This window comes from Secundilactobacillus collinoides DSM 20515 = JCM 1123, assembly GCF_001435975.1.
Taxonomy (GTDB): Bacteria; Bacillota; Bacilli; order Lactobacillales; family Lactobacillaceae; genus Secundilactobacillus; species Secundilactobacillus collinoides.
Genome location: NZ_AYYR01000082.1, coordinates 55,746 through 67,942, shown reverse-complemented (window position 1 = coordinate 67,942; position 12,197 = coordinate 55,746). Strand labels below are relative to the sequence as shown.

Sequence of the window (12,197 nt, the reverse complement as noted above, 5' to 3'; positions counted from 1 at the left end):
AGCTAGTCTAATTGGTCTAGTTATCAAGTGTTGCACTTCAATTTTAAATCGGGGAAGTTTATAAACTCGTTAAAAACAACCCGAAGAAGGCCATCAAGGACGTTGCCAGCTGGGAAGGTATTTCTGAATCAGAAGCCAAGAGTCAAATTACTGAGAACGACTGGTTATCTGGTAATGTGCAAGAATCTTATCTGAGTTCAGGCAAGCTGGCTAAAATTCTAAAGACCGTTGAAGTGTTCAACAAGCAACAAAAGAACATTTCTTCGGTACCGTCAAGTTCAACAATGTCTGATGCAATTGATGCCAGTTATGTTAAGAAAGCACTGAAATAGTCATGAACGTGATTGACGTTTAAATGAGGTGACCAAAAAATGGTAGAAAAAACAAAGGAACTGATTTCAGTCGACAATGTGTCGCTGGATTATGGCGGTAAGGATGGTAATGGACCAGCCATTAAAGACGTCTCGTTGGACATCTATCCCGGTGAGTTTGTCTGTGTTATGGGCCCCAGCGGCTGCGGCAAAAGTACGCTGCTGAAAATTCTGGCGGGCTTCATTAAACCTACAGGTGGCACGGCGTCATTGGATGGCAACGAGATTAATGGTATCGATGCACAGCGGGGGGTTGTTTTTCAAAATTCCACGCTGTACGAATGGTACTCGGTGAAGAAAAACGTTGGTTTTGGCCTCAGTATGCGTCACGTGGCCAAGGCAACCATTGCTGAGGAAGTTGAAAAATATCTGGCTGAAGTGAAATTGGATGACTGGGGTGATAAAAAAGTATTCGAACTATCTGGCGGGATGAAGCAGCGGGCAGCCATCGCAAGTGCGCTGATCAATAAGCCAGAGATTCTGCTGATGGACGAACCATTCGGCGCGTTAGATGCGCTGACAAAGAATCAGATGCAAAACCTAATTCGCCGGATTTGGGCTAAGTCGCACAACACCATCTTTTTCATCACTCATGACGTGGATGAGGCGCTTCTCCTGGGCAGTCGGGTGGTCGTGATGTCCAAACACCCAGGCCGGATCATTGCTGACTTCCCAGCGCCGTTTACGACCGATATCTTAAGGGATAATGACGACGATATTCGGTACAGTAAGGATTTTCTGGCGAAGCGAAAGAAAATTCTGGAAATGATTAGTCAGGATATATTGGAATAATGTTTGGCGGCAGAACTGCACGGTTAACACCAGCAATATCAGTTAGACGCTTGCATCGTTTGCCACGCCGCCATTTTTTCGGCTTTTAAACTTGTGTCAGGACAATGACTGTTTGTGCTAAGACGGGAATTTAAGTGGGTTGAAAACCCGGATTACCTAAACGTGCTTAAGCTTGATATTCCGTGCTTTAGGTTTATCCTATCCTAGACCTGCAATAGACGGCCACTTCCGGCCATTTAAAGAGACCCCAACTAAAATCCCAGATTCAGGGTTTTAGTTGGGGTCTCTATATTTTTTAGCTCAATCGTCTTTTGTTGTTCGTTTCTACAAGCGATCGGGGCGATTCATTCAAATTCCGGATTTCTTGCCGACCTAGTCGAAAAGAGTTCCTACTATCAATTAACATCCACCAAATTGGCCGCCAAACAAACTTTCAGCTCGCTAATAAAGTATTGCGCCACCTCGGTGAGTTCATGGGTGGCTTGACGCAAAACTACGATTTGATTCTTTGGCACATCATTCAGCGCCCGGGCAATCAACCCAGATTTCTGGGGGGTTTCTAGAATCCCGGAACCAACCGTGTATGCATCGGTTTGGTTAATGATATTTGTCATCGTGGCCCGGTCATTGATCGCGATGATGGGACCTGAACCGGGTAAAACGAACGGGTCATCGGTAAATTCAGAGTAGGTTGCATCCTGGGTAAACCGAATTTGCGGGTATTGGCTGAGATCGCGTTTTTCAATCACCGGTTTGCGTGAAAGGGGATGCTCCTGACGAATCAGGATCTGTGATTGAAAATTACCCAGCGTGTCATAAATCAGGTTATTTTGGCCTAGCGCGCTGATGATGTGGGCTTGGTTGACGTCATTTAAGAACACGACACCAATCTCACTCTTGCCCTGAGCGGTATCTTGTATGATTTTTGCGATGGTACTTTCATAGGCACGCAGGTACTGGTAGTTCGGGTAGCGTTCCATCACCCGACACATGGCCGTTCCGATACCGTCATAGTGTCGCGCTGAAACGGAAAAGTAACGCGTTGCCACCGGTTTATTTGTGAATGAGTGCTGTAAATTTTCGGTATCGGTGACGATTTTGCGCGCCTGATTAACAAAGGCGGCGCCCGATGTCGTCAAGAACGTGCCTTGACGAGTGCGTTTAAAGAGCTGAACCTGGAGCTCGGTCTCTAATTTTTGAATGCTGTTAGATAATGTTGGTTGCGAGATAAATAGGGCCTTGGCTGCAGAATGAAAACTACCGTTGTCGGCCACAGCCAGGACGTAACGCATTTGCTGAATGTTCACGTGATTCCTTCCTTATGTAGCGTATTAGTTAATTCAATTATCTGATACTAACCTTATAGGGAGCTTAATTCATTAAATAAATTATACTGTAATTTGGCGCAGATGAGTGGATTTGTGAATTAATTTGTTGAAAAATCTCGAGATTTGACATGGTTGCATGTAAGTTGTTCACCTGCTAACACGTGAATAATCAGCGGCATAACTGTGACAGAAAATTTGAACAACAAAAAAACCTCAAAAATCATTCTTGAGGTTTTTTGTCGATAACTTTAGGAATTAGGCTTCGTTTTGTTCACCGGCCATTAACAATTGATCCCGCAATTTTGGACGCAGGACTTTGCCAGTGATATTCCGTGGGAATTCACGGACAAATTCAACGCGAGTAGGGGCTTCGAACTTAGCTAAGTGGTCCTTAGCGTAATCGAAGATTGCTTGACGCTGGTCAGCTTCGTTTAAGCCGGGTGTGGTGCTGACGAGAACGGCGGTCACTTCTTCACCATAGAGGTCGTCAGGCATACCGATAACGGCTAATTGTTCGATGAAATCAAGTTCGCTCAAGGTGTTTTCCACAGCTGCTGGAGCAACCTTTTCACCACCACGAGAGATGATTTCCTTCTTGCGGCCCTTAACGAAGAGGTAGGCATCTTCATCGAAGTAGCCAAGGCCACCAGTCAGGAACCAGCCATCTTTAAAGGCATCGCGTTTTGGATCCATATAACTCGAAATAACATGGTCGCCACGGATGACGATTTCACCTTTGACGTTTGCATCGTGAGTGATTTTGTCATCAACTAAGATGGCAACGTCAGTCCCAAATGCTTTACCAGCTGAGCCGATCTTAGGGGCGTCGAAAGGATTGATAGTACATTGACTTGCGGATTCAGTCATGCCGTATCCTTCAACGATTTGAGTATCAAACCGTTTTTCGAACAGTTCCTTACGTTCTTCAGGAAGTGCAAATGAGCTCGAACGGACGTAACGCAAGTTGATCCCGTCTTTAAGTTCTTCGTAAGCTGCGTTTGCTTTTTCATTTAATAATAGGAATGATACGATGGTTGGCACAACTGAAACCCATGTCACACCGTTATCGTGAATTTGTTTCCAGAAACGACTGGCAGAGAATTTTTCGGTAACAAGAACCTTCCCGCCGGATACCCGAGTTGCCAAAGTTGTAATGACTTGGGCGTTGATGTGGAACATTGGCATGGTGACCATGGCAATGTCGTGCTCGTCCATGTGGTTGCTGACAGCATCGTGTTGTGCGGCGTTTAGCAGCATCGATTGGGTCAGACCGACCCGCTTTGGTTCGCCGGTAGTTCCTGAGGTGTTCATGATCAACCCAAGGTCATCGTCCGTAACAGGGGTCATGTCAGCAGCGTCACGTTTTGAGAGTTGGTCTTCATCCAGCACAAAATGGAGTTCTGGGCTGGTGTGTAGGTTCAACAACTCTGTCCGCCATTCTGAGCCGGTCCAGGTTTTAGCAAGTTCTGGCATTAATAACATGCCAGGGTAGCGACGCTTGGCACGGTCTTCTTGCAATTTTGCGATTGGCGTTGATGGTGAGATGGGGTGAATGATGATGCCCAAATTCCATGCAGCTTGGTTGATTGCTGGAAAAACAGCCGAGTTTGGCATGCAGACCAAGATTTGATCGCCGTGGCCAATTTTGTTGTCCGTAAAGGCCTTTTGGAGGGCAGTAACATCGTCTTTGATGTCTTGGCCGGTGAACCATTGCTGCATGTTTTCGTCTTTAAACAGGTTTTCGTTCAAATTATTTTCCAGTTGATCGGTGAGGATGGTGGTTAATTTTGTCATTGCAAGAACTCCTTATTGATTGTGAAATGTACTGTTTTGTCTAGGCAATTGTTCCTGTCAGGAGAATAGCGTGTCGACCGCGTTTTTAACTAGGATCAACAGTGGCTGGCCACTGCTGAAACGTTGGACGCTAATCCATTAGGTGATATGAATGCTAGAATAGCTAACTTAAACCGAGCTTAAAGTTTCACCACAAAAACGAGCCGAGATGCTGTATTAAAACACACTTGTGAAAGGAATACGGGAACCTCGTCCAATATTTAGTAAAGAAAGCCTTAAGCTGTATAAAACGATTACATGCTCATTGACCATGACGCCTGTTTCGTCACAGCTGTGAACACGAAAATGAAACACAATAGAAAAATAGTTTTCGCTACGCACATTATACGAAAAATGATGCACAAAAAATAGTCTTTTTAACACTTTAATGAAAAACGAAGTAAATCTTTTCCTCTTTTCCTCATAATTAAAGGCTCTTTTTGCGTTAATAGTCGGCTAAAATGATAAACAGGTGTGAAATGCGAAGACCACATGGTGACAGGGAAGATATCAAACAGCGCAGCCGATGATTTCGATTGTGCTGTTCACTTAATCTTATTATTTACTGCGTGAGGTTTTTTCATTCAAAACAAGGGCTTCAGTACGCCGTCGTTTAAATGGGTTGATTTTTTGCGGCCGACCAACAAATATGCCCAGTGGCCAGATCTTATAACAGAACCAGGCCAACGTAAACGAGTAGCCGAGCACGAACAGGTAACCGACTGGAATCAGCAGCATCAACGTTAAGTCAGAAACGGCGAGGTGGCTCAAACCAATTTTCAGCAGTGTGAGGCCGACAATTTGGTTGAGGTACATTCCGAAACTAACTTTGGCGAACCGTTGGATCATCCGGTCAAGCCAACCCGGCATGCCCTTTTGCCGCCAAGAAGCGTAGCGTTTTCCAACGTAAAAGATAACCACGATCATGCAGGTGTCGTAGAGGAACATATACGGTTGGTGCGGGGTATCAGATAAGCCTTCACTGAGACCGAGAATCTTCTCATTCCAAATGCGGAAATAGACAATCGTCCCAAGGGAGAGCGTGGCCGTCACGATAGCAATCGGCCGGATGTGTCGTTTCACAAATGCGTACACGTTTTCGTGATAGAGACTTGTGTAGGCGCCGGCGATAAAGTAGAACTGGTAAACAAACACGTTGATACTGTAAGATTTGAACCAGTAGAGCCAAGTGGAAGTATCCACGTTTCGCATGTAGAACTTGATAAAGAACATCATGGCCAGCTGAACAAGGAAGCTGACGGCCAAAATTTGATTGTGATGGCCTTCCAGTTTGCGAAATAACCAGACGATACCTGGGAATAACAGGTACAACTGCATGATAATCAGCATGAAGTACATGTATGACTGATTACCATGAATGACGTAACTGAGGTATGACATACTAAAGTCATGCAGATTGAAACCGGAACTGCCCATCAAAGTGGTAATACTTAAGAAGATAAAATTCCAAATGAGGTAGGGCCAGATGCTGCCCTTATAGCGCTTCTTCATGAAGGTGCCCCAGTCGTTTCGATGATAGTAGTTCAACATGAGCACTAGGCCGCTCATGAATAGGAAACCCATTCGCGTGAAATGAAATATCAGCCGAATTGATTCGACCATGTAGTAGGGCAGGGCGGTGCTGGAGGCCATCGACCCGGTAAATTCGTTAATGGTGTGGTTTAATAACACACCGCAGATAAAGAGCAGTCGCATGAGGTCGATCTCGTATAAGTGAGGTTTGTGCTGCGATTTCGTGATAGGAGTTGGTTTTGCGTTAGTCAAGTAGTGTCACCTTCCGTTTCAGTTTTTCCCCTAAACGGACCGCCCTGACAGGCGATCCGATTTAACAAGCACTTATTAGGCTAAGAAAGAAAGCTTAAACGCGACTTAAGTTAAACTTTTGTCGGGTATTTCCTAATAGTTCGGTGACCGAATGATTGGTGAGCAGCGGGGTTTGTGGGAGTTTTTAGGAATTGGTTAAGAGAGAGTGAAGCAAGGCGTTAAGGGGGCGGAGCATAAGGGACTCTGAGCCAAAAAGTCCGGGCCTGACTTTTTGGCTCAGAGTCCCTTATGCAGCAGCCCCCTGCCTTGCGAAACTCGTTTAGGCAATGATACCTAAAACCGCATTGCAAGCACCACTCTGGACAATCTAAAAGAACAAGTCCGGGCCTGACTTTTTGGCTCAGAGTCCCTTATGCAGCAACCCCTGCCTTGCGAAACTCAGTTAGGCAATGACGCCTAAAACCGAGTTGCAAGCACCACTCTGGACAATACGCCCAAAAGTGCAAGAACACTCATACAAGTAAAGGCCACAACCAAGTGTCATTCTGCAGTCAATCGTGTATTTATTGGTCCTCTCATTACAGCACACGTGAATCTTGTCCACGCCAGAAGTTGCGACAAAGTAATATTTATGGCACAAAAAAGCCGCAATCAACAATCCAGTACGGCTGCTGACTACGACTTTTTTAACTGGGCATTGTCAATCTCTGAAACATCAAATTGATTACCCAGAGACCGCCTTGTCACCATAAGAAACAGGTTTCAGTCGACCATGCGACAACCGCAAGACCCGGTCACAGATGGCTAACGTTGATTCACGATGGGTTACGATGATCACTGAACCGGTATAATGCTGTTTAACAGCGGCGAGGATCAACGCTTCGTTGCGGACATCGAGATTACTTGTTGGTTCATCCAAAATGAGCAAACTCGATGGGTGAGCAAGGGCACGGGCTAACTCCAAACGTTGCAGTTCGCCGGCGGACAGGCTGTCATGCGCGGTTGAAATAGGGGTGGCTAACTGGTCTGGCAGTTGCTTAATGACGTCGGTCAGTTGGACCCAAGCCAACCGTTCCAGAGGGTGTCATCACTGATCGTTTCGTCGCGCAAAGTTAAATTTTCGCGAATAGTGCCATCAAAGAGTTGCGGAGTTTGAGACATGTAGTTCATGGTACCGCGTAAACTGTCTAAATCGATGGCACTAACGGCTGTATGATTGACGGCTAATTGACCAGCGTTGGCGTCATACCAGCGCATTAGCAGCTTTACGATGGTGCTTTTGCCTTCGCCGCTGGTTCCGATGATGCCGATCCGTTCACCCTGGGTCAGGGTCATTGAAACGCTATCCAGCACCTGGTCATCAGGGCGCTGCGGGTAAGCAAATGCGACCTGATTCAGGTTGGCGTTGGTGAGTTCGGTGAGCGTGGCACCATTCTCTGGGTTGACCACGGTCGGTTCCTCATCAAGTAATGCGAAAAATTTCTTGGCAGCCAACAGTCCGCCAGATAAGGAACCGGGCAGGGAGGCTAAGGCCAGTACTCGGCTAAAACTGAATGGGAATAGAAGGACCCACATCAGTGACACATTTTGGCTGACTGCGACGATTCCGAATACAGCGAGACTGATAACCAAGACCAACTGCATCACCAGCGCTTGGCGGTCTTGTTTACTGGATTTATCCCGACTGACTAACCAGTAGTCGCTGGTCGCTGCATTTAGTTTTGCCAGTTGCGGGTCGCTTGCCTGATATTGCTGCAATTCGAATTTACCGGCAACGGTTTCCGCGGCTAGCCGCTGATGCAACGTATCTGCTTTGCTGAGAGCAGCAGTTGGGGTCTTCATGCGTTTGGCATGGTGTAATGGCATCCAAATCCCCATTACGGCGTAGGCAATGAGCGCAATCAAGGCCAACCATGGTGACACGAATGCCAGCACAATGACTTGAATCACCGAGACCACGGCAGCAATGACCACTGGAGATAGGGTGTGCGCGTAGAAAATTTCAATTTGGGAAATGTCTTGCGCAACTAACTTTAACAAGTCGCTGCTGTGTTTATTGTCGAGCTTAGCTGGCGCAAGCACCATCAATTTGTCGTAGACCTTGTTTCGGAAACGCGATAGGAGCTTGAAGGCAACCAGGTGACCGAGGTACTGTTCACCGAAACGGCAAAAGCCACCTACGAGTGCTGCTAAAAAGAGCAGTAACCACGGCGTTGTTTGAAACCCAGTGGCGATCGCGTAGTAGCCCATACCTAAGATGCTTAACTGAAAAAAGGTGGCTAAGATCCCAGCCAGAATACTGACAACCAGAGTCGCATTCAAGGCACCAGCATTTTTTAATAAACGCGTTAACATTAGGCACGCACCTCCTTTAATAGGGCACTTTGCTGGTCTAACAGCGCTTTGAACGCCGGGACTTTTTGTGTCAGTTCGGCCGGCGTACCTGCAAGTAACTGATTGTCGTCAATCAAATTAACCAGAGGTAATTGTTCGATGTCATCCAAACGGTGGGTGATCAGTAAAACAATTTTGGCTTTGGCTAGCTGGGTGATAGCCTGCAGCATCAATTCGGCGTTGGCCACATCAACGTTGGCCGTGATCTCATCGAACACATAAACGGACTTGTCAGCAATGATGGCGCGGGCGAGGACAATTTGTTGCCGCTGACCTTGCGACAGCCGATTACCGTTTTCACCAACCTGGGTGTGATACCCATCTGGCAGATCTCGAACGAACTGACAAAGATGACGATCGGCTAACTGTGATTCCCAATTTTGGGCGGCGGGGTTACTGAGCAGAATGTTATCCGCAATCGTGCCGTCAAACAACACAGTGGTCGGTCCCAGATAAGCGGCCGAAGCCCACCAATCGCGCTGGTCAATCGTTGCAAGGTCCACGTCATCAACGGTGACGGTGCCAGCAAGCGGCGCCAACTGTTTCATTAAAACGGCGGCTAACGTACTTTTACCACTGCCGCTAGGACCTGCAAGCCCAGTAATCGTGCCCATTTTAAGCGTCAGATCCACGTGACTCACGAGGGGGCCATCATAGCCGAGGTCACCTCTGAAGCGTATCGTTTCGGGGGTTAATTTGCTGCCCGTAGTTTTGACTGACACGGTATTGGGCGTATTTTGGGTCAAATCAAAAAGGTGTTTTACCTTTGGCAGCAACGACATGAAAATGTGGATAAAATACCCGAATTTTCGAAAATCAATGAGCCAAATGCTGACCAGCGTACTGATCAACGTTGCTTCCGGTAGGGTCAGGGCTTGTTGATGAACAGCAATGCCTTGGGCAATCACGAACCAGCCAAGCGCACCATAGAGACAAAAATCCATAATGGTCAGGGTCTGCAGTTGATATACCAGCACACCCATTGTCTTTTGCCGAAAGGTTTCCGAATCTTGAGCAAAGTTTCGGGCATAGCGCTTCTGCCGGCCATACATAATCAGCGTTTTCATACCAGCAAAGTCGTCCAAGAAGCGTTCGCCCATATGGTTGAAACTATCAATGTAGGCGAGGTTTTTTTTGTTGCCCAGACCTTCCAAAAGTCCCATCCCGGCGCCAAGGACAACGATGCCAAGTAATGGAATCAAGACAGTCAGAGGATGTATGTACAAAACGGTAACAACCATCACGATACCAGTAAGGATCAGTTGCAAAGTGGTTGGAATGATGGTGTTGTAGAACACGGCCAAGCCTTTGATTGTGGCTAGGTCTTGATGGATCACTTTCATCGTCTGTCCGGTGTCAACACGATTATCCGTTAGATAATATTGAAAAAACCGGTCCTGAAGCTCCGTGCTGGCAGCCTGTGCCCACCGATTACTCAAGTGATCTGAAACGGCAAAAGTGTAAATAATCACAATGATCAGTTGTATCCCCAGAAGGGTGAGCAACACAGGTAACCAGCTTTCAGTTGCCACCTGATAAGTGAAAAGGCATAACAAAGTCACGATCAGCATTTCAGCCAGCCATTGACCAATCACCTGGACGTAGGTCCGCCAGCGCTGTGTGTGACCTAGTTGCCAAAGCTGTTTAATCATATGATTCCTCCTTAGTTTGACGTACATATAAAAATGTTATACGGATGGTAGCCGAATACGTCATATTTGTCGCTTATTCTCCCATCACACTAATTAAATGTCAATGGGTGGCCTGGTGAAATACAAAAGTAAATACTGTTAGAATCGTGTTTATCCTAACAATAAACACAATGTTGATTATTTTTTTGAATGGTCAGCTACTATATCAATATGGAATAGTTCTAAATTAATCGCATGATAGATGAACGGGATGATGACCTATGCAATTGAGCTTTCGTTTTTAAAAAAAGATATTAGACGTTAGTTATCAATCAATTGGAACAACTAAAGGATCTGATTTGTGTTTTTTCTATATTTTTTAACCAATATTCCGGCCACGTTTTCATTTTTTGATAACGAAATATTGAGCAAATGTGCGAAAATAGATATGGATTCAATTATATTATTATTAGGGGGAACCAGTTATGCAACATCATCAACATCACTGGCAGATTAGGATTTTGGGAGCCGGCGTAATGCTATTGGCATTAGCGGGATTAAGCGGATGCGGAAAATCTGCTCGGAGTACGTTTACGGAAGCCTACTTTAAAGATACTGGAACGCATACGAAGACGCAGTTATCCATGCAGGTCAAGGATATGACCTTAACGGATGCATCCTCGCAAAAAGCGTTGAAGTCAGTTCTTGGCACTGGTAAGGCTAGCATGACCATGCTGCTGAACCAAAAGAAAAACCAACTTTCTATTAACGGTAAGTATCAAAAGATTGCGGGGGCGGTCATTATCGCCAACAATAAGGCTTACATCAGTGGTAATTTGGTCGCAACGGCGGTCGCAAGTGAAGCCACTTCAGGCAGCAGTGTCACCTACGACAAATCGGCCTTGAACAAATTGAAGGGGAAGTACCTGGCAGTGAGTGACACAGATTACAACTATAATCTCAACACTGATTCAAAGCAGGACATTGCCTTTACAAAAGCGGTTCGAAAGGCTTGGATCGCCGACTTTAATAAGTTCGACACTGACTCGTTCAAAAAGAACGGCAACGTGATTACGCACCGGGTAACTGCAAAGGATGTGACCACGTTAGCTGACTCGTACAATAAGGTTGTTAAAAGCAAGAAGGCCTACAAGCAAAATACAGTTTCTAAGGATGACATTAGCGATTTTAAAACCTATTTGAAGAAGTTTAAGGTGATTTTGGGCTACAACACGAAATCCGATGAAGAAACGGTAAAGCTTACCGGCGGGGATAGCACTTCCGGTATCAAGCATATCAATGTCATCACGACGTTGAAAACGGCCAGCACCAAGCAGAACGTGAAGGTGCCTTCAACGGCTAACACGATTTCTGAAAGTGATGTTGAAGCTGCCTTGCAGCCGAAGATGAGTGACAAGACGTTCAATTCCATTATGAAAACATACAAACAGCTGCCAAAAGCAAGTCGTCGATCCTATATGAGTGAAATGAAGGATGAAAAAGACTACTTTACGGATAGCCAGTGGCAACAGATGGAAAAATTAGCAAAATAATTGAACCTCATTTGCATGTTTACGCGTAGATGTAAGGTATCGAGGGGACTTCTGCGGGAGTCTCCTTTTTTTGTTGAAGAAGTGCTTCAGAACGCAAATTTAAACATTGACTATTATTGAACAGTTGTACTAAAAAATCGCAATCGGATAGGCGTGGATTGACGACTAGTTACGGTGTGGAAAATGCAATTTTGGGAAGAACTGCTACACATTTTCAATAATTATGTAAATAATGTAATCAATTGAAAATTCCTTGCATTTGAAACGAGGTTTTCCTTTTCAATTCCACCCAGTGCCAATATTTCCCGGGAAATATTTTAAAAAGCCCATAAATCAACTGTCTGAGAAACTAAGACAATTCGTAAACACTCAATAAATTAGTCATGAAAGTGATTGTGTTAGGCTTTGCTTCATCACTTGACGGAAAACATCCTATTTTTCCGGTTGACGGTACTCACGACCTCCATTACAATGGCAAAGTTCGTGCAAAAAGTGCCATTAATTTCATAT

General features: G+C 45.5%; 9 protein-coding genes. 3 read left to right on the top strand and 6 right to left on the bottom strand.

Annotation, left to right across the window (positions count from 1 at the left end; genetic code table 11):
• Window positions 1–176 precede the first annotated feature (176 nt).
• Window positions 177–332, top strand: coding sequence for a hypothetical protein (locus FC82_RS16770; protein WP_156405154.1), 156 nt, complete (start codon window positions 177–179; stop codon window positions 330–332).
• Between the two features lie 39 nt (window positions 333–371).
• Complete coding sequence (locus FC82_RS13030) at window positions 372–1,163, top strand: ABC transporter ATP-binding protein (protein ID WP_056997229.1); 792 nt, start codon at window positions 372–374, stop codon at window positions 1,161–1,163.
• Window positions 1,164–1,558: 395 nt separating this feature from the next.
• Here the strand turns inward: FC82_RS13030 and FC82_RS13025 are convergent, their stop codons facing one another.
• The 6 genes from FC82_RS13025 to FC82_RS13005 form a co-directional block, all read right to left on the bottom strand.
• Window positions 1,559–2,470 (bottom strand): LysR family transcriptional regulator, encoded by a 912-nt coding sequence (locus tag FC82_RS13025; RefSeq protein ID WP_056997228.1) that lies wholly within the window; start codon window positions 2,468–2,470, stop codon window positions 1,559–1,561.
• Between the two features lie 276 nt (window positions 2,471–2,746).
• Window positions 2,747–4,285 (bottom strand): AMP-binding protein, encoded by a 1,539-nt coding sequence (locus FC82_RS13020; protein WP_054760492.1) that lies wholly within the window; start codon window positions 4,283–4,285, stop codon window positions 2,747–2,749.
• Between the two features lie 597 nt (window positions 4,286–4,882).
• Entirely contained in the window at window positions 4,883–6,109 is a 1,227-nt protein-coding gene (locus tag FC82_RS13015) for an acyltransferase (protein WP_054760494.1), read from the bottom strand.
• A 724-nt stretch (window positions 6,110–6,833) separates the two neighbouring features.
• The gene (locus FC82_RS17345) at window positions 6,834–7,178 is read right to left on the bottom strand and encodes an ATP-binding cassette domain-containing protein (protein WP_054760495.1); all 345 of its coding nucleotides are present in this window, start codon (window positions 7,176–7,178) and stop codon (window positions 6,834–6,836) included.
• On the bottom strand, window positions 7,160–8,464 hold the full coding sequence (locus FC82_RS13010; protein WP_268873506.1) for an ATP-binding cassette domain-containing protein: 1,305 nt from the start codon (window positions 8,462–8,464) through the stop codon (window positions 7,160–7,162). Before FC82_RS13010 ends, FC82_RS17345 begins: the two co-directional genes overlap by 19 nt.
• On the bottom strand, window positions 8,464–10,155 hold the full coding sequence (locus FC82_RS13005) for an ATP-binding cassette domain-containing protein (protein WP_054760501.1): 1,692 nt from the start codon (window positions 10,153–10,155) through the stop codon (window positions 8,464–8,466). The genes FC82_RS13010 and FC82_RS13005 overlap by 1 nt, the downstream gene beginning before the upstream one ends.
• A 464-nt stretch (window positions 10,156–10,619) precedes the next feature.
• Between FC82_RS13005 and FC82_RS13000 the strand changes: the two genes are divergently transcribed.
• On the top strand, window positions 10,620–11,687 hold the full coding sequence (locus tag FC82_RS13000) for a hypothetical protein (protein WP_054760503.1): 1,068 nt from the start codon (window positions 10,620–10,622) through the stop codon (window positions 11,685–11,687).
• The last annotated feature ends 510 nt before the right edge of the window (window positions 11,688–12,197 follow it).

Bases quoted from the DNA above. Each gene is read 5' to 3' on its own strand.
- FC82_RS13030 (WP_056997229.1), top strand. From the start codon at position 372: ATGGTAGAAAAAACAAAGGAACTGATTTCAGTCGACAATGTGTCGCTG.
- FC82_RS13020 (WP_054760492.1), bottom strand. From the start codon at position 4,285: ATGACAAAATTAACCACCATCCTCACCGATCAACTGGAAAATAATTTG.
- FC82_RS13010 (WP_268873506.1), bottom strand. From the start codon at position 8,464: ATGTTAACGCGTTTATTAAAAAATGCTGGTGCCTTGAATGCGACTCTG.
- FC82_RS13005 (WP_054760501.1), bottom strand. From the start codon at position 10,155: ATGATTAAACAGCTTTGGCAACTAGGTCACACACAGCGCTGGCGGACC.
- FC82_RS13000 (WP_054760503.1), top strand. From the start codon at position 10,620: ATGCAACATCATCAACATCACTGGCAGATTAGGATTTTGGGAGCCGGC.